This is a genomic window from Mesorhizobium sp. WSM4814 (genome assembly GCF_055811595.1).
In genome coordinates, this window is sequence record NZ_JBVVQT010000005.1 from 168,587 (window position 1) to 186,932 (window position 18,346).

The window sequence follows — 18,346 nt, forward strand, 5'->3', positions numbered from 1 at the left end:
TGGCAGCCCGAGGACAGGCGCCCTAGAGCTCATACGGGTGCCATCGCTCTCATTCCTCGTCCTCATCCTCGAGCAGACGGGTGGCGCGCCAGCGGGTCAGCACTGTGTTGGTTTGCTCGATGACGAAGAAGCGCGCGGAATCGCGGTCATAGCCTTCGGCCAGCAGCTTCTCGTAGTCGGTGTGCATGTGACGGATGTGGGCTATTGTCGCCAGCCATACGGCAATGCTCGGCGGCAAGCTCTTCATCTGCACCCCGCCGGCGTCGGCGCGGATCTTCTCCATGTCGGCATAGGGCGCCAGCGGCAAAAGCGCTGTCAGCGCCTTGGCGATGGCGCGGCGGCGACCGGTCGGCGCGCTCATCGCACGACCTGTCCTGGCACGACCTGTCCTGGCCCGACCTCGTCCCGTCCGGCGATGGTCGCGTCGGCAAAGGCATCGGTCGAAGCGAAATAAGGCTTGATGTCGATCACCGGCGTGCCGTCGAGCACGTCGATGGCATCGAGATCGATACGGCCCGTTTCGATGTCGAGCGCGACGAGTTTTGCGATATGCAACCCGACCGGGTTCGGCCGGGCCGGGGAGCGCAGCGAAAAAACGCCTTTCGGTTCAGCCGCATGGCGGGGTTTCTGAACAATCAAGGTCCGCGGTGCGTGGTGCAGCCAGGACAGGATGATGACGTGGCTGGCGCGTTCAAGCCCGAGCAGGCCATCGCGATAAGGCAGCTCGATCGTCAGAACCGCCGGCCGTCCCGTTTCCCGCGCGGCCTTCATGTTCTTGGGGCAAGTTTCCCGCGTGGTCCAGGGCGAGGCGATGCGACCGATGAAGACGACATGGCCGTCCGGCGGCATATCGGCGGGATCAGTTTCCAGAAGCTTTTCGCCGCTGCGCGTTTCGAACATGGTTTTCCACCCCGATCATGCATCCGGCTGTTGGCGATCCGCACCGCATGCGTCATTTTCTTGTCCGGGAGCGACATAGCGCTTGCAAGCCAACCAAAATCGACATAAACATATGTTTATATCTTTTTCAAAGAGAATGCTCGCATGCATGTCGCGCTCGACACCATGGTAGATACATTGAAGGCGGCGGCCGAATCCAGCCGGTTGCGCATCCTGGCGTTGCTGTCGCGCGGCGACCTCACCGTTTCCGATCTCACCGAAATCCTCGGCCAGTCGCAGCCGCGCGTCTCGCGGCACCTGAAGCTTTTACTGGAGGCGGGGCTGATCGGCCGCTATCAGGAGGGCTCCTGGGCCTTCTTCCGGCTGTCGGATTCGGATGCGGCGCGGGGTTTCGTGCTCAGGCTGGTCTCCGGTATCCGGGGTGCCGATCCGCAGGTCGAGCGTGACCTCGAGCGGTTGGCGGCGGTCAAGCGCAAGCGGCAGGATCGCGCCGCCGAATATTTCTCCGCAAATGCCGCAAGCTGGGATCACATCCGCTCGCTGCATGTGCCGGACCGCGCCGTGGAGGCAGCGCTGCTCAAGCTCGTCGGCAAGCGGCCGTTCCAGTCGATGCTCGACCTTGGCACTGGGACCGGGCGGCTGCTCGAGATCTTTTCGCCGCTCTACCGGCGCGGCATCGGCATCGACATGTCGCGCGAGATGCTGACGGTGGCGCGCGCCAATCTCGACAGGGCCGGCATTTCGAATGCGCAGGTGCGTCAGGGCGACATTTTTGCGCCGCCTGTCGAGCGCGACGCCTTCGATCTCGTCACCATCCACCAGGTGCTGCACTATCTCGACGATCCTGCCCGCGCCATCCGCGAGGCAGCTAGGCTGCTGCGTCCGGCAGGCCGGCTGGTGATCGTGGATTTCGCTCCGCATTCGCTGGAATTCCTGCGCGACGCCCACGCGCATGTGCGGCTCGGCTTTGCCGACCGGCAGATCACCGAGTGGTTTTCCGAGGCCGGGCTCGACCTCGAGGAGAGCCAGGAATTCGAGCCGCGCGCCGGCAACGAACCCAGGCTCACCGTAAAACTGTGGCTCGGCCGTGACCAGCGCATGCTGATCGCCGATCCTTCCAACCACGCACAACCGGCCAATGCCTTTCCGATAGGGGAAACCGCCTGATGAACCAGTTCCGCTTTTCCCGCCGCCCTGACATTGGCGACAAGATCAGGGTTTCGTTCGAGTTCTTCCCGCCGAAGAGCGACGAGATGGAAGCAAGGCTGTGGGACACCGTCACCCGGCTGCAGCCGCTCAAGCCGAAATTCGTCTCCGTCACCTATGGCGCCGGCGGCTCGACCCGCGAGCGCACGGCGCGCACGGTCAAGCGCATCCTCAACGAAACGACGCTGACGCCGGCGGCGCACATGACGTGCGTCGATGCGGCGCGTCACGAGGTCGATGAAGTCATCCAGGAATTCGCCGACATGGGTGTCACCCGCTTCGTCGCCCTGCGCGGCGATCCGGCCGAGGGCGTCGGCGCCGCCTATCGTCCGCATCCGGACGGCTATGCCAACGGCGCCGAACTGGTGGGGGCGCTGAAAGGTGTCGGCGATTTCGACATCTCGGTCTCGGCCTATCCGGAAAAGCATCCGGAGAGCCCGGATTTCGCCACCGATATCGATATGCTGAAGCGCAAGGTCGACAATGGCGCGACGCGGGCGATCACCCAGTTCTTCTTCGACAACGACCTCTACGAGCGCTATGTCGAGCGGGCGCGGCGGGCGGGCATCTACATACCGATCGTGCCGGGCATATTGCCGGTCCACAATTTTACCCAGGTCGCCAATTTCTCGGCGCGTTGCGGTGCGCTGGTGCCGGCGTGGATGGCCGAGCGCTTCGACGGGCTGCAGACGGACCCGCAGACGCATGCGCTGGTGGCGTCCGCGGTGGCGGCCGAGCAGGTGCTGGACCTTGTCGAGCGCGGCGTCGGCGATTTTCATTTCTACACCATGAACCGCGCCGATCTGGTCTTCGCCGTCTGCCACATGATCGGCATCCGCTCGCATGAGGCTGAAGCCGCGGGGTCCGCCGCGGCGTAAGTCTCTGTCAAATCCGGGATGCAAAAAGGCCGGGTAAAAAACCCGGCCTTTTCAATGACTTGGACTATTTTGTGCTGCTTCCGTTGCTTGGCGGGTCTACGGAAGAAAGCCCATAATCAGCGCCCCGATGAATGCAAATGCAGCACAAATCATCAATGCGTTGATTGGCCTGGTAAGCCCCATGTCATAGCCTCCTCTTAAAGAGCTATGGCCAGAGTCTAGGGGCATTTCTGCCACAGGCAAGCGGAAACTATGCTGCAATGCGACGACAATGTGGAATTTGCGACAGGCCATTTGCCGTTACGCATTGAAACTCTTCGGCAAAATCCCGCTTCGGCCCTGTGTACAAAATGTGACGGAGCTGGGGCAAGAATGGGTATGGCAGCGCTACCGTCGCCGAAAGTCGGGATCGATTTCGGGTCGATGCGAAGATTCGACGAATTGGAGCGTCGTTCGATTGGATACGAAGCTCTCAAGCGTGTCGCGCCTGGGCGCGCTTTGGTGACATGCATCAGCGTCGGCCGAACAGGCGGCCGTCGATGGTGACGAGGCCAAGCGCGATCAGCGCCATGCCGCCGAGCTCGAACAATTCGAGCCGTTCGCCCAGGAACAGAAAGCCGAGCAGGATCGCGCTGGCGGGCACGATGAGCGTGACCAGCGAGGCGTTGGTGGCGCCAGCCGAGGCGACGAGGTTGAAATAGAGGATGTAGGCGAAGGCGGTGGACAGCAGGGCCAGCGCCAACACTGCCGCCCAGACCGGCGGCGAGGCCGAAAACAGGTTGGCAGTGCCGTGGCCAAGCAGCACGATCGGGATCATGATGATGGTCGAGGCGGTCAATTGTCCAGTGGCGATGACCGGTGACGGCACACCCTTGAAGCGGCGGGCGATCATCAGGGCCACCGCATAGGACAGCGAGGCGCCGACCAGCGCGAATTTCGCCCAGACCGGCCCGCCCAGCCCGGCAAGCAGGCCGGGACCGATCATCACCGCCGTGCCGACGATGCCGAGCGCAATCCCGGCAAGCTTGTTCCAGGAGAGTTTTTCGTCTGATGTCAGCGCGTTGGCGAGGATCAACGTCCAGAACGGCGTCGTCGAATTGAGCACTGAGGCGACACCGGCGCCAAGCTCGGTCTGGCCGGCGAAGATCAGCGAGAACGGTATGACGTTGTTGACGAGCGCCAGCAGAAAGAACAGGCCGGCATGCGGCAAGGCGATGCGGAAGGACGGACCGCGCAGGCCGAGATAGAGATGCAGCGCCAGCGCCGCGATGGCGACGCGAAACAGCACCAGCACCAGCGGCGGAATCTCGGCAACCGCAATGCGGGCAAAGAAGAACGAGCCACCCCAGATCGCACCGAGCAGCAGAAGCTGCGCCCAGTCTTTCAAGACCATGGGGCCGCGCATTGCCGTCGTCGAAATCGCCATGGATCATCCTCCCGGATGGTTCTGAATGCCAAGTCAAACAGGCGTCTGTTCAGGCCATATCCTCTTCGATGGCAAGGGCCACCCGAAACCAGATCAGTGGACTAGCATTGCATCATCTGCCGTAGCGCCGCAGCGTCAGGGGTGCGAGACACAGAATTGTTTTCATTCCCGCATAGGTTGGATTAATTGTGCGCAGTCTAAGCCAAGGGATTCGTCCATGCAGCAATTCGAAAATGCGCGCGAAGCGGCGCTGGCGCTTCGCCCGGACGATCCGATCTATTGCTTCCGCCCGCAGGTGCTGAAGGCGGACGCCAGGCAGTTCATGGGCATGTTTCCCGGCAAGACCGCCTATGCGGTCAAGACCAACGGCGAGCAGATCGTGCTGAAGGCGCTGGTCGAGGCCGGCGTCGGCGCTTTCGACGTGGCCTCGCCCGGTGAGTTCGCCGCCGTGCGCGCAGTCTCGCCGGACGCCGAGATGCTCTACATGCATCCAGTCAAGGCACAGTCGGACATCAAGCTGGCGCTGGAGAAATATGGCATCCGGGTCATCTCGCTCGACCACGAGGACGAGATCACCAAGCTGACCCGCGTGGTGCGGGCGCTCGATATCGATCCGGGTGCGATCACCGTGTTCGTGCGCATCCAGACGAAAGGATCGGCCGCCTACGAACTGTCGAAGAAGTTTGGCGCCGGACCGGCCAATGCGGTCGATCTGGCCGAACGGCTGAACCGGACCGGCTACAAGGTCGGCCTGTGCTTTCATGTCGGCAGTCAGATCGAGGATCCCGACACCTATGAGCGCGCGCTGGCCTCGGCCGACTGGGTGCGCAACCGCGTCAGCTTCGACATTGCCGGCCTCGACGTCGGCGGTGGTTTTCCCGCCGAATACGGCCATGATCCCAACCGCAAGCAGATCGAGATGCCGTCGCTCGGCCAGATCATGTCGCGGCTGTCGGGCGACCTCAAGGAATACCAGTTCGACCAGATGCCGCTGGTGGCGGAGCCGGGCCGGGTGATCGTGGCGCGCTGCCTGTCGCTGATCGTGCGTGTGCTGCTGCGCAAGGGCAAGCGGCTCTACATCAATGACGGTATCTGGGCGTCGCTGTCGGATTCATGGACCGGCAAGATCACGCTGCCGGCGCGCTTCATTCCAGACCCGGCGATCCGTTCGCGCAACGGCGAGGAGAAGACCATCGTGCCGTTCAAGGTCTGCGGCGCAACCTGCGATTCCGTCGACATCCTGTCGCGGCCGTTCTGGCTGCCGGAAACGGTCGATACCGGCGATTGGATCGAGATCGGCCATATCGGCGCCTATTCGCTGTCGCTGAGGACACGGTTCAACGGCTTCTATCCCGACACTTTCGTCGAGGTGACGACGCCGTTCGATGAAGGTGACGCGCCGCAGGGGTTTGCCAGCCTGGAGACGATGGCGGATTAGTGAATGGTGAATGGTGAATGGTGAATAGTGAATAGTCAGTATTCGGTAGTCAGTAGTCAGTAGTCAGTAATCAGTAATCAGTAATGAATATCTAATTCCATTCACCATTAACCATTCACCATTCACTACTCACTACTCACTACTCACTATTCACTACCCACTAAGCAACACCGCCGCCGGCCTGGATGTTCTCGCCGGTCAGCCAGCGGGCCTCGTCGGAGGCGAGGAAAACCGCGACGTCGGCAACATCGCGCGGCGCTCCGATCCTGCCGAAGGGCGACATGCCGGCAGCCACGGCCCGGTCCCGCTGCGGAAGCAGGTCGGTGTCGGTAAAGCCCGGCGAAAGCGCATTCACGGTGACGGAGCGCGGTCCGAGTTCGCGCGAGAGGACGCGGACGAACTGCTCGACGGCTCCTTTGCTGCCGAGATAAAGAGCGGTCTGGGTGAAGAACATCTTGGTTCCACCGGTGGAAACCGCGATGATGCGGCCACCGTCGCGCACGCGCCGCGCCGCTTCCTGAAGCGTGAAGAAGGTGCCTTTGGCATTGGCGCCGAAGACGTGGTCGAAGTCGGCTTCGGTGGCCTCGACGAACGGCTTTATGACGGCGACGCCGACATTGGCGACGACGATGTCAATCGCGCCCATCTGCTTCTCGGTTTCATCGAACAGCCGGCGAATGTCGGAAACAATGGAGATATCGGCCCGAATGGCGACGGCGTTGCCGCCATTCTCGCGGATGGCGGCAACGGCTTCCTGGGCGGCTTTCTCGTTACCGACATAATTGACGACCACGGCCGCGCCGTTTGCCGCTAGCCCCTCGGCGATGGCGCGGCCGATGCCGCGCGAACTGCCGGTCACGAGCGCGGTTTTGCCATCAAGCGAATGATACATAGCTGCTGTCCTTTTCTCGTCTGGCTACGGCCGCTCCAAATCGAGCGTCGGTTCCATGTCGAAGTTAGGGGCATGCTATTGCTCAGATAATAATCTATTATCGAACAGCCTTGTTAAGTCTGAGATACATAATGCGAGGGACCGAGTTTTCCGAGCTGAAGGCGTTCGCGACGATCGTCGAGGAAGGCAGCTTTGTCCGCGCCGCGGCCAGGCTCAGGATTTCGCCGCCGGCGCTTAGCCAGACGATACGCGGGCTGGAGGAGCGTGTCGGTGTCCGGCTGCTCAACCGCACGACACGCAGCGTGTCGCCGACCACTGCAGGCGAAACGCTGTTTGCCCGCCTCGCTCCGGCATTCAGTGAACTCGAAGGGGCTGTCGCCGACGCGCATGCATCGCGCGATCGACCGGCAGGCTCGTTGCGCATCAACGTTCCACGCATCGCCGCCATGCGTTTCATCGTGCCCATCCTCGGCGATTTCCGCCGGGCCTATCCCGATATTGCCCTCACCATCATCGTCGACGACACACTGACTGACATTGTCGAGGGACGATTCGATGCCGGAATCAGGCTTGGTGAGCGGCTGCATAAGGACATGGTGGCGGTGAAACTCAGCGACGAACTGGAGATGGCTGCGGTGGCGGCGCCCAGCTATCTCGAGGATCACCCCATGCCCCGTCATCCCGCCGATCTGCACCATCACCAATGCATCAATTTCCAGTGGCCCGGTGGCGGCAACATCTATCGATGGGAGTTCGCGCGAGGCCAGCGCGCTTTCGAAATAGCCGTGAACGGCGGTCTGACGGTCAACGACACGGAACTGATGATCAGGGCGGCCCTGGATGGGATCGGCGTGGCTTACATGCTGGATTACCAGGTTCGGCCGTGGATCGAAACCGGCAAGCTCATCCGTTTTCTCGAAGCCTGGTCGCCGAGATTTCCGGGCTTTTACCTATATCATACAAGCTCCAGGCAGGTTCCGCCGGCCTTGCGAGTGTTTATCGACTTTCTGCTTGCCAGGCGATGACGGATTTGTGAATGGTGAATAGTGAATAGTGAATAGTGAATAGTGAATAGTGAATAGTGAATAAGTCAGTAGTCAGTAGTCAGTAGTCAGTAGTCAGTAGTCAGTAGTCAGTAGTCAGTAGTCAGTAGTCAGTACCTAGTTCCACTCACCACCATTCACCATTCACCATTCACTACTCACCACTATTCACTAACCTGCTACAGCTTCGCCAAAAGCTCCGGTGTCGGCCAGCCGTCGACCGGCAGGCCTAGCCGCATCTGCTCCTTGCGGATCGCTTCGCGGGTGTTGGTGCCCAAGATGCCGTCGACCGTTCCCACGTCATAGCCTCTGGCCTCGAGCTTTGTCTGCAATGCCCTCATCTGGTCGCCGTTGAGGCCGGGTTCGGGATTGCGCGGGTCGAATTGCGGCGCACCTGCCAGCCGCGCGGCGAGATTTGCCGCAGTCAGTGCATAGGTGAAGGACTGGTTCCATTCGAGGTAGACGTCGAAATTGTCGTAGACCAGGAAGGCCGGCCCCTTGCGGCCCATAGGCAGCGCGAGGCCTGCCTTCAGGCCGTTGTCGACAAGCGGCGTGCCGTTCGGGTTGGTGACACCCCACTGAGCCCATTGCGTTAGCGGCAGCTTGTTGGTGCGGCCGGTCTGGTCCCAGGGCAAGTCGTCGGGCACGCGGACTTCCTCGATCCAGGGCTGGTCGCGTTTCCAGCCGCGCGACGTGATCTTGTTGGCCGTGGTCATGATCACATCAGGCGCGCTGCCGCGCAGGTCGATCACTTCATCGCCGTCGCCGTCGACGCCTCGGCCGAGATAGTCGGAAGGCAGCATCTGCGTCTGGCCGATTTCGCCCGCCCAGGCGCCGGTGACGTCGGCCGGGACCACGCCGCGATCGATCAGCGTCAACAATGGCACGATCTGGGGCCGGAAGAGCTGCGGGCGACGACAGTCGTGAGAGAGCGTGACCAACGCGTTCAGCGTTTGGAAATCGCCCTGCACGGCGCCGAAATCGGTTTCCAGCGCCCAGAAGGCGGCAATGACCGGGGCCTGAACGCCGAATTCGCGATCGGCGCGGGCAAACACGTCGGCATATTCCTTTAAGATGACGGCGCCCTGCTTCAGCCGATAGGCCGATATCATGCGGTTCGAAAACTCGATGAAGGTCTGGGTAAAGACGCCTTGAGCGCGATCTCGCGCCAGCACCTTTCCATCGAGAGCGGCGGTTTCCAGCGCCTCGAGTCCGGCAGTGCCGACGCCGGCATTCTTCGCCTCGGCCACAACGCCCTGCTTCCATGCCTGGAAATCGCCACCACATTGCTGTGCCACCGCCGGCGCCGTGGCGGCCAGAAACAGCGCCGCGAGAATTTCCAAGCGCAATCGCATCGCCATCCTCCCGAGAAGATTACCGGCGGTTGCAGGCGTCCTTCATTGGCTGTGTCGAAAAGCAGGCTGCAGGCCCGCTGTCAACGGGTGTTCTGCCGCAGCCATTTGTTCCAGGTGGCTTCCGAGCCGTTGAACACGTTGATATCGGCCTTGCCTGAGATGCCCGGCACAATACCGGTTCCGGTGTACTGCCAGAAGGTGAACGGGTGGCTGCCGTATCTTTTGCGCGGATGGCCGGCCACCGAACGCAGCCAGTAGGGATAGCCGCGGAAGGCCGACAGGCCGTTGTCGTCGAAGAAATCGATCGAGGTGTAGATGATCGGCTTCTTGCCATAGTGCTTTTCGACGATTTCGAGGAAAGTGCTCATCTCGCTGCGCACCGTGGCCGCATTGGGACGCAGCTTGCAGGTCGGCGATTGCGGGTTCCATTCCATGTCGAGAACCGGCGGCATTGCCGAGCGGTCTCTGGGCACGTTCTGGATGAACCAGCGCGCCTGCGTCGCGGCCGGCGTGCAAAAATAGTAGAAATGATAGGCGGCGCGCGGAATTCCGGCGGCTTTCGTGCGGCTCCAATGCTCGTTGAAATACGCGTCGAAGCGATCGCCACCTTCCGTCGCCTTGACGAAAACGAAGGAAATGCCGCTGGCCCTGGCCGCCGGCCAATCGACCGAGGTCTGGTATTTGGAGACGTCGGTGCCATGAACGGCATAGCTCCACGGCGCGCCGCTGTCCCACTCATGCGGGTCGGAGTCGTCAAAACGGGGTGCGCGCACCGCAACGCTCGGCGCGCCCGATGAGGGAGGCGCAAGATCGGCGACGGTCGAGCAGGCGCCCAGCAGCGTCAGCATAATGAAAGCCGCGAAACGGCGCATCGCTACTCCTGAACCGGTTTCAGCCGGCCGCTGATGGGTTGTTGCTGCAGGTGGTCCCTCGACCGTGCCCCCAAGCGATCGCCCCACAGGACCGCTCTCCTATCCCAAAGCGCGCCGCTTCGGCGCGCCTTGATCTTTTTTATGGCATGTCGTTATCCCAAAACCGCTGCGCACCCCCGGTTCGGGCCCGGGGGCATGCTTTTGGGCGACATGCATCAGTGATCGCCGATCATGGTTGATATTCCGTTGACAGCGCTCGACCAGAACCGCGATTTTGCCGAAGCAATGGCGGCAAATCAATGGCATGGATGAGCGTCCGGGGAGAGTCGGAAGAATGCAGACTGTTCTGAGGCTGGTGAAATGGCTGCTCGGGCTGGCCGTGCTGGCGGTCGCAGCACTCGCTGCCTGGCTGTATCTGGCGCCGCCGGAACTGATCCGCGTCGGCTCGGGCTATACGGCCAAGATCGTCTGCTCGAATGTCTTTATCGCCGGACGCGATGCCGATCAGGTGCTCGCCGTCGACGTGCAGGCGCCGGGCCACCCGCTGCTCAGGCTGATGCGGGTGTCGGTCGACTGGGAGCAGGGGACGGTTTCGGCCGGGCTGTTCGGCGTGTTCGGCAAGAGCGTCGCCGTCGTTCGCGACGGGCTCGGCTGTGCTTCGGTTCCGGATGGCGACAGCGCCAGGGCCAAAGCAGTCGCCGGGGCGCCGCTGACACCGGCGCCGCCGCTCGACGTGCTCTGGCCGGAGGGCGACAGAGTTGATGCCTCGCAAAACCCCGAAATCGTGAAAATCCTCGACGATCCTGCAATGACCGGCGCCGGTATGCGGGCTGTGGTGGTGGTCAAGAACGGCCGCATCGTCGCCGAGCGTTATGGTGCAGGTTTTACCGAAAAGACGCCGCTGCTTGGCTGGTCGATGACCAAGACGGTCAATGCCGCGATCGTCGGCACGGTGGTGAAGGACGGCAAGATGGTGATGACCAACCAGGGCCTGTTCGGACCCTGGAAAGCGGACGGCCGCGCCGCCATCAGTCTCGCCGACATGATGGCGATGTCGAGCGGGCTGGAGTTCAACGAGGATTATGGCGACGTCACCGACGTGACGCGGATGCTCTATCTCGAGCCTGATATGGCGGGCTTTGCCGGATCCAAGCCGCTGACCGGCGAGGTGGGCAAGGTATTTTCCTATTCGAGCGGCACGGCAGTGATGCTGTCGCGGCTCTGGCAGGATGCGATCGGCGATAAGGACAAGGCGCTGGCGTGGCCGAGGGTTTCGCTGTTCGACCCGCTCGGCATGCAGAGCGCTGTGCTGGAGGCCGACGAGCATGGCACCTTCGTCGGCTCGTCCTATCTCTACGCCACCGCCCGCGACTGGGCGCGCTTCGGCCAGTTCCTGCTGCAGGATGGTGTCTGGAACGGCCAGGAGGTCCTGCCTGCCGGCTTCGTCGCCTGGATGCGGGAAGCCGCACCCGGCTCGAAAGTCTATGGCAGCGGCCAGGTGTGGATCGAGGGTCCGGGCGACGAAGAGAGCCCCGGCGCCGGCATCGCTGCGGGTCTGCCTAGGGACAGCTATTGGATGGAAGGCCATGACGGGCAGACGGTCTCCATCATCCCGTCGGAGCAGCTTGTAGTGGTGCGGCTCGGCCTGACGCCGGCCAAGCTCGGCTACCGGCCGCAGACCATGCTGGCAGCACTGGTGAAGGCGCTGGATTAGAGGAATGCGGCGGTCGCTCGCCGCAGCGTCTATGCAGCCGTCGCCAAAGGCCTTGCACGATCAACACGCGCCCGCTCGTCGGGCGAGGAGCGAAGCGACGCGACCGATCTTGGGATTCCGTGACCTTGGAGCGCTGCTGAGGTGCAGAACCTTCGATCGCGGAGCGAGGCGCCCCCCTCTGTCCTGCCGGACATCTCCCCCACAAGGGGGGAGATTGGCCGTGATTGCGGCTTTCGCTAACGTCCAACGTTGATGTGCAGGCGCCGTCAGCGAAGCTGCCAGCTGCAGGCCGGTCGTCAGCGCCCGTCAGTCAAAAGCCAAATCCTCCGTGCTGAGGAGCTAGACGGCGATCTTGATCACAGCCAGCCAGGCGTAACCGCGATAAAGCGTTCTAAACCGAAGGGTTGCGCCGATCTTTGCAGATTCCGATTGCAGGACGTCCCGCAGGGCCTCGCGCGGCTCGACGTGGAATTTTCTCAGCCAGCCGCGCAGCAGCATGCGGAACCAGCGGGGCAGGGCTTCCTGCTGGCCGAAATCGACGACGTGCAGCGAACCGCCGGGTGACAGGGCTGCAAGTGCCGCGCAAATCGTCTTCTCCCAGCTGGGGATCATCGACAGCGAATACGAGACAAAAATGCGGTCAAAGCTTTCGACGGAAAATAGCGCCTTCGCGTCGAAATCGGTGGCGTCGCCGCGCGCCAGCTTGACGTGGCCGGAAAGACCTTCGCGGGCAATGGCAGCAGTGGCCGTTTCCAGCATTTCGGCTGAAATATCGAGACCGAAGAAACGGGCGTCGGGATAAAGGTGGGCGGCGAGGACGATGTTGCGGCCGGTGCCGCAGCCGAGTTCGAGGACGGTGCCGCCGCCCGGCACATCCAGCCCTGATATCAACCGGTCGCGACCGAGCAGGTAATATTTGCGGGTGAGGTCGTAGATGTGCCGCTGCCAGCGGTAGACGCCGTCCATCAGTTCGGCATGCCTGGCCGGCGGTTCGCCGTGCGTGGCCGGCGGTTCGGTCGCGCTCATGCGGCTTGCTTCACATAAAGGTGGAAGCCGCCATAGATCGCCGAACGGTCGCGGGCCGAGAATTCGCGCGAGGCCTGGTCCGCATAGCTCCACTGGTCGAGCAGCGACTTCGAGACCCGGCCGGGCAACAGGCTGGGTTCGGCCGCGGTGCGGAAGATGACGCGAGCATCGGTCGACGCGGTGCGGGTGATCTCAGCCCACAGCGCATTGAGCTGGTCGTCGGTCATCCAGTCCTGCGCGTCGAGCAGGACGAAACGGTCGACCGAACCGGCATCCTTGCCGGCAAGGAATTCGATCAGATTGGCATGGTGGATGGCGACGCGGTCGACATTGTTGCGGATCGCCTGGTAGTTGCGTTTTTCGAGATAGGCAGGCAGCGCCGCCTCGCCGGGATTGGGATAGCGGCGGGCAAAAGCCTGCCAGGCGAAATAGTTGTTCTCCAGCGGAAAATCGCAGGCGAGCTTTTCCAGCCGGGCCTTCAGCACGCTGGCCATGGTGCCGTCGCCCGAGGTGATCAGCGAATCGTACTGCGCCGGCGGAATGCCGAGGCCGAACAGCGAGGCTTTTCGCGATGTTGCCCATTTCAGCAGCGGTTTTTCGAAGACCGGCGCCAGTTCCTCGTCGAAGAAGCGGCGCTGGTCGGCCATGCTTTTGGCTTCCATGATGCCGGCCGGATCGACGCCGAAGAATTTGGCGGTGCGATGGCCCATGGCAATGAACAGGCCGAGCAGCCCGGTCTGGTAGAAATTGCGGTCGAAGACGGCGATGCGGCGACGCCGGCGCCAGTTGCGATGTTCCCAGTAATGGCGGCTGACCGGGTCGAGATGCGGCGCGATGAAACGGTCGTAGGCTTGCGAATTGTGACGGGTCTCGGCAGCGCCGAAGAAACGGAACAGGTCGCCCTGCGACGGCAGATGGCGCACCGCTTCGAGCTTCATGCGGTTCAGCGCGATATGGGCGGCGTTGAGATCGACGGCGTCGACCCTTTCGGGTGACCGGGTGAGATAGGCAAGGATGTTGCAGCCGCCCGAGGCGATGGTGACGACGCGGTGGCCCTGGCCAAGCTGCATCGCCTCCATGTCGACGTCGGGGTCTTCCCAGATTTGTGGATAGACGAGGCCGGAAAACAGCAAGGCGAAGAGCCGCTCGGAGAGGCCGGCCTTCGACAGCGGGCGGTTCTGGTAGACGGCCTTGCCAACTTGCTTGCCGCGGCGAAAAACCAGTTCTCCGGAAACATCCGTCATGACAAGGCGATTCCCCGTTTGCTCTGGCGCAAGCGGGTAGCGCAGGTGGATGACAGGCCGGTGACAGTCGGGGGCATCGATAATTCTACTCCGGCGGTCATCTGACGCGGTTTTCTGCGCTTCCGATGCTCACGGACCAAATGTCCGCTCCGCTTCGGTTCTCGAAAACCACCCCACCTGACTCGCCGGAGCGAATTCTGGATGCCCCCTTAGGGGCGGCCAAATCCGCCCGGCGTCGGCGTCGTCACGATGACGGCTTCACCGGCCTCGAGCACCGTCTGGTCGCAAGCCTTCAGGACTTCGATGCGGCCATCCTTGCGGCGAACCTTGGTCGAGCCGACCTCACCATCGCCGCCGCCGTCCAGGCCTTGCGGCGGGCGATTGCGATGTGAGGACAGGATCGCGCATTCCATCTTTTCGAGGAAACGGATGGTGCGCTCGGTGCCGTCGCCGGCACTCCATTTGCCTTTGCCGCCGGAGCCTTCGCGGATGTGGAAATCCTCGAGCAGGACGGGGAACCGCAACTCCAGCACTTCCGGGTCGGTCAGGCGCGAATTGGTCATGTGGGTGTGGACGCCGGAGGTGCCGGCAAAGCCGCGACCGCTGTTCATCCGGCCTGCCGGCGAGCCGGAGCAGATCGTCTCGTAATACTGGTACTGCTTGTTGCCGAAGGTGAGATTGTTCATCGTGCCTTGCGCATTGGCCATCGCGCCCATGGCGCCGAACAGCGCATTGGTGACATGCTGCGAGGTCTCGACATTGCCGGCGACGACCGCGGCCGGGTAGGTCGGCTTCAGCATGCAACCTTCGGGAATGATGATGTTGATCGGTCTCAGACACCCGGCATTCATCGGGATCATGTCCTCGACCATGACGCGGAACACATAGAGCACGGCTGCGCGGGCGACCGGCTCGGGGGCGTTGAAGTTGTTCTTCATGACCGGCGATGTGCCAGTGAAGTCGACGGTCGCCTCACGCTTTTGCCGGTCGACCGATATCTTCACCTTGATGATTTGGCCGGTGTCGGTCGGATACTCGTATACGGAGCTGTCGGGCAGCCGCTCCAGCACGCGGCGCACGCTTTCGGCGGCATTGTCCTGGACATGGCCCATATAGGCCTCGACCACGCCAAGGCCGAAATGCCCGACCATCTCGCGCAACTCGGCCACGCCCTTTTCATTGGCGGCAATCTGCGCCTTGAGGTCGGCGATGTTCTGGTGCGGGTTGCGTGCCGGGTAGGGGTGGTCGGTGAGCAGCGTCTCCAGCTCCTTCTCGCGGAACCGGCCGCGATCGACGATGCGGAAATTGTCGAACAGCACGCCTTCCTCGTCGACGGTGGTGGCGAGCGGCGTCATCGAGCCGGGCGCGGTGCCGCCGATATCGGCATGATGGCCGCGCGAGGCGACGTAGAAGAGGATCTCCTCCCCCCTTGAGGGGGAGGTGCCGCCGAAGGCGGCGGAGGGGGTCGCTGCGGCAGTGCTCGACGTTCTTGTGGTGCCGTCTGAGCCGACCCCACCCGGCGGCTTCGCCGCCACCCTCCCCTCGAGGGGGAGGGAGAAGACCGGTGTCACCACCGTAATGTCAGGCAGATGCGTGCCGCCATTATAAGGCGCATTCAGTGCGAAGACGTCGCCGGGGTGAATGTCGCCGGAGTTGAGCCGGATGATGGTTTCCACCGAACGGTCCATGGAGCCGAGATGCACCGGCATGTGCGGCGCATTGGCGACCAGCGCGCCATTGCGGTCGAAGACGGCACAGGAGAAATCCAGCCGTTCCTTGATGTTGACCGAATAGGCGGTGTTTTGCAGCGTCACGCCCATCTGTTCGGCGATCGACATGAACAGGTTGTTGAACACCTCCAGCATGACCGGATCGGCCTCGGTGCCGAGCGCCGCCAGCCGGCGCTTTTTCTCGATGCGACGCAGGAGCACGTGGTTTTTGGCGGTGATTTCGGCCTGCCAGCCCGGCTCGACGACGATGGTCTGGTTCGGTTCGATGACCAGGGCCGGGCCGCCTAGCTTGTGCCCCGGTTTGAGCGCCTCGCGCCGGAAAATGCCGGCGTCTCGCCAGGTGCCGTCGATGAAGATTTGCCGATTTTCCGAAGGGCTTGCGGCGATGTCCTCAAGGATTGAATCACTTTCCTCGCGGCCGGCGGCGCCGCTGTCGATACCTTCGACGCCGACCGATTCCACGATCATCGGCTTGTCGCCATAGACGAAGCCGAACTGCGCCTTGTGGGCGGCTTCGAAATCCGCCTTGGCGCGTGCGATCGAGCCGCGCTCGAAATTCACCGGCAGCGCAGTGTCGGTGCCGTCGTAGCGGATCTGCAGCACCGGTTTCGAGGCGACGGCGTCCTCGGCAATGCCTTGCGCGGCAAGTTCGTCGATGACGGCTTTGCGCAGCGTCGCGATGAGCTCGTCGATTGCCGGCCTGGATACTTCCGCCAGCGGTTTCAGCAGCGCCTGCTGGCGCGACGAAAAAATCGAGGACAATCCAATGCCATAGGCCGACAGCAGACCGGAGAAGGGATGGATCAGCACCGCCTCCATGCCGAGTGCGTCGGCTACGAGGCAGGCGTGCTGGCCGCCGGCGCCGCCAAAACAGTTCAGGAGATATTCGGTGACGTCGTAGCCGCGCTGCACGGAAATCTTCTTGATGGCGTTGGCCATGTTTTCGACGGCGATGGTGACGAACCCTTCGGCGACCGCCTCCGGCGTGCGGCCGTCGCCGATTTCGGCGGCGAGTGCGGCGAACTTCTCGCGCACGGTTTGCACGTCGAGCGGCTCGTCCTGGCCGGGTCCAAAAATGGCCGGGAAGAAGTCGGGCTGCAGCTTGCCCAGCATGACATTGGCGTCGGTGACGGCCAGCGGTCCGCCGCGCCGGTAGGCGGCCGGGCCGGGATTGGCGCCGGCCGAATCCGGCCCGGCGCGAAAACGGCCGGCCTCGTAGTGCAGGATGGAGCCGCCGCCGGCGGCGACGGTGTGAATGCGCATCATTGGGGCGCGGATGCGCACACCGGCAACCTCGGTGTCGAAGGCGCGCTCGTAGTCGCCGTCATAATGAGCGACGTCGGTTGAGGTGCCGCCCATGTCGAAGCCGATGACCTTGTCGAAACCGGCGAGCTTTGCTGTCTCGACCATGCCGACGACGCCGCCGGCCGGACCGGACAGCAACGCGTCCTTGCCCTGGAGCATATCGGCGGCGGTAAGGCCGCCGGACGACATCATGAACATCAGGCGAGGGGATTCCCTCCCCCTTGAGGGGAGGGTGGCGGCGAAGCCGCCGGGTGGGGTCGGCTCGACTGGGTTCGACGCTCTGGCGGTGCCTTCTGAGATGACACTCTGTGGCTGCTGCGCAGCCTGCCCTTCGCTATGGCTCCGGGCGTTCGTCGCTGAAAAAGCCAAATCGTTGGCTTTTTCTCGGCCTTTGGCCGACCGCTCCTCACCCCCCTCGAGGGGGGAGAGGACGCCCAGCTCTTCTGCCACCCCCTGCACATAGCGCGACAGAATCGGCGACAAATAAGCGTCGACCACGGTCGTGTCGCCGCGGCCGACCAGCTTGATGAGCGGCGAGACCTCATGACTGACCGAGACCTGCGAAAACCCCAGTTTCCTGCAGACTTTTGCAACCGCCTTTTCGTGGTCGGGATATTTCCAGGCATGCATGAACACGATCGCCACCGCGTCGATGCCGTCGGCCCTGGCTTGTTCGATGGCCGGGCGCATGGCGGCGATGTCGAGCAGCCTTTCGACGCGGCCGTCGGCGCGCACGCGCTCGTCGACCTCGATGACGCGCTCGTTGAGCTGTTCGGGAAGGATGATCTGCTTGGCGAAGATATCGGGCCGCGCCTGATAGGCGATCCTCAGCGCGTCGCGAAATCCCCTGGTGATGAGCAGCAGCACACGGTCGCCCTTGCGCTCCAGAAGCGCGTTGGTGGCAACGGTGGTGCCCATCTTGATGTCGCCGATCAGGCCGGATGGGATCGGCGCGCCGGATTTTAGCCCGAGCAGATCGCGAATGCCCTGGATGGCGGCGTCGGCATAGGCTTCGGGATTTTCGGATAGCAGCTTGCGCGGGTGCAGCCCGCCTTGCGGGTCCCGGCCGATGACATCGGTGAAGGTGCCGCCGCGGTCGATCCAGAAATCCCATTTGGCGGTCACGGCAGCTCTCCCGGGCATTTTATTGATTCAAATGTGCTAATTCGCCATGGTCTGGTGTTAATTCGCCATGGCTTCGCCGGCAACGCAAAAGCAGATGATGTTACATACGGAAATGCAACGTTATGAAACCCATGGGGCATTCGGTGCATTCTGTCCTCGATCGTCACCGGTAGCGGGGGCGTGATTAGAGGA

General features: G+C 62.8%; 14 protein-coding genes. 5 read left to right on the plus strand and 9 right to left on the minus strand.

Annotated features, from left to right (window positions below; genetic code table 11):
* Window positions 1–49: 49 nt before the first annotated feature.
* Together AC0L2V_RS11255 and tsaA are read right to left on the minus strand one after the other, a co-directional pair.
* On the minus strand, window positions 50–361 hold the full coding sequence (locus AC0L2V_RS11255; protein WP_473520093.1) for a DUF2293 domain-containing protein: 312 nt from the start codon (window positions 359–361) through the stop codon (window positions 50–52).
* The gene (gene tsaA, locus AC0L2V_RS11260; protein WP_473520094.1) at window positions 358–900 is read right to left on the minus strand and encodes a tRNA (N6-threonylcarbamoyladenosine(37)-N6)-methyltransferase TrmO; all 543 of its coding nucleotides are present in this window, start codon (window positions 898–900) and stop codon (window positions 358–360) included. The genes AC0L2V_RS11255 and tsaA overlap by 4 nt, the downstream gene beginning before the upstream one ends.
* A gap of 144 nt (window positions 901–1,044) precedes the next feature.
* Between tsaA and AC0L2V_RS11265 the strand changes: the two genes are divergently transcribed.
* Together AC0L2V_RS11265 and metF are read left to right on the plus strand one after the other, a co-directional pair.
* Window positions 1,045–2,067 (plus strand): ArsR/SmtB family transcription factor, encoded by a 1,023-nt coding sequence (locus tag AC0L2V_RS11265; protein ID WP_473520095.1) that lies wholly within the window; start codon window positions 1,045–1,047, stop codon window positions 2,065–2,067.
* Complete coding sequence (gene metF / locus AC0L2V_RS11270) at window positions 2,067–2,984, plus strand: methylenetetrahydrofolate reductase [NAD(P)H] (protein WP_023798712.1); 918 nt, start codon at window positions 2,067–2,069, stop codon at window positions 2,982–2,984. Before AC0L2V_RS11265 ends, metF begins: the two co-directional genes overlap by 1 nt.
* 511 nt (window positions 2,985–3,495) lie before the next feature.
* Here the strand turns inward: metF and AC0L2V_RS11275 are convergent.
* Window positions 3,496–4,410 carry a DMT family transporter gene (locus tag AC0L2V_RS11275; protein ID WP_473509162.1) on the minus strand — a complete coding sequence of 305 codons (915 nt, stop codon included), beginning with the start codon at window positions 4,408–4,410 and terminating at the stop codon, window positions 3,496–3,498.
* A 217-nt stretch (window positions 4,411–4,627) separates the two neighbouring features.
* On the opposite strand from AC0L2V_RS11275, the gene AC0L2V_RS11280 reads away from it, so the two are divergent.
* Entirely contained in the window at window positions 4,628–5,848 is a 1,221-nt protein-coding gene (locus AC0L2V_RS11280; protein WP_077383117.1) for an alanine racemase, read from the plus strand.
* Between the two features lie 160 nt (window positions 5,849–6,008).
* On the opposite strand, the gene AC0L2V_RS11285 is transcribed toward AC0L2V_RS11280, so the two are convergent.
* A complete protein-coding gene (locus AC0L2V_RS11285) occupies window positions 6,009–6,740 on the minus strand; it encodes an SDR family oxidoreductase (RefSeq protein ID WP_473520096.1) in 732 nt (243 codons plus the stop codon).
* 131 nt (window positions 6,741–6,871) lie between these two features.
* Between AC0L2V_RS11285 and AC0L2V_RS11290 the strand changes: the two genes are divergently transcribed.
* Window positions 6,872–7,765, plus strand: a complete 894-nt coding sequence (locus AC0L2V_RS11290) for a LysR family transcriptional regulator (RefSeq protein ID WP_473509158.1) — start codon at window positions 6,872–6,874, stop codon at window positions 7,763–7,765.
* Window positions 7,766–7,962: 197 nt separating this feature from the next.
* On the opposite strand, the gene AC0L2V_RS11295 is transcribed toward AC0L2V_RS11290, so the two are convergent.
* Window positions 7,963–9,138, minus strand: coding sequence for a lytic murein transglycosylase (locus AC0L2V_RS11295; protein ID WP_473509156.1), 1,176 nt, complete (start codon window positions 9,136–9,138; stop codon window positions 7,963–7,965).
* A gap of 80 nt (window positions 9,139–9,218) precedes the next feature.
* Complete coding sequence (locus AC0L2V_RS11300; protein ID WP_473509155.1) at window positions 9,219–10,010, minus strand: glycoside hydrolase family 25 protein; 792 nt, start codon at window positions 10,008–10,010, stop codon at window positions 9,219–9,221.
* 334 nt (window positions 10,011–10,344) lie between these two features.
* On the opposite strand from AC0L2V_RS11300, the gene AC0L2V_RS11305 reads away from it, so the two are divergent.
* Window positions 10,345–11,724 carry a serine hydrolase domain-containing protein gene (locus tag AC0L2V_RS11305; protein WP_473520097.1) on the plus strand — a complete coding sequence of 460 codons (1,380 nt, stop codon included), beginning with the start codon at window positions 10,345–10,347 and terminating at the stop codon, window positions 11,722–11,724.
* A 339-nt stretch (window positions 11,725–12,063) separates the two neighbouring features.
* Here AC0L2V_RS11305 and AC0L2V_RS11310 read toward each other — a convergent pair whose 3' ends face one another.
* The 3 genes from AC0L2V_RS11310 to AC0L2V_RS11320 all read right to left on the minus strand — a co-directional run bounded on the left by AC0L2V_RS11310 (window position 12,064) and on the right by AC0L2V_RS11320 (window position 18,154).
* Window positions 12,064–12,750 (minus strand): class I SAM-dependent methyltransferase, encoded by a 687-nt coding sequence (locus AC0L2V_RS11310; protein ID WP_473520098.1) that lies wholly within the window; start codon window positions 12,748–12,750, stop codon window positions 12,064–12,066.
* Window positions 12,747–13,994 carry a BtaA family protein gene (locus AC0L2V_RS11315; protein ID WP_473520099.1) on the minus strand — a complete coding sequence of 416 codons (1,248 nt, stop codon included), beginning with the start codon at window positions 13,992–13,994 and terminating at the stop codon, window positions 12,747–12,749. The genes AC0L2V_RS11310 and AC0L2V_RS11315 overlap by 4 nt, the downstream gene beginning before the upstream one ends.
* A gap of 209 nt (window positions 13,995–14,203) precedes the next feature.
* Window positions 14,204–18,154: a hydantoinase B/oxoprolinase family protein gene (locus tag AC0L2V_RS11320; protein WP_473520100.1), complete on the minus strand. Its 3,951-nt coding sequence runs from the start codon at window positions 18,152–18,154 to the stop codon at window positions 14,204–14,206.
* Window positions 18,155–18,346: the final 192 nt, after the last annotated feature.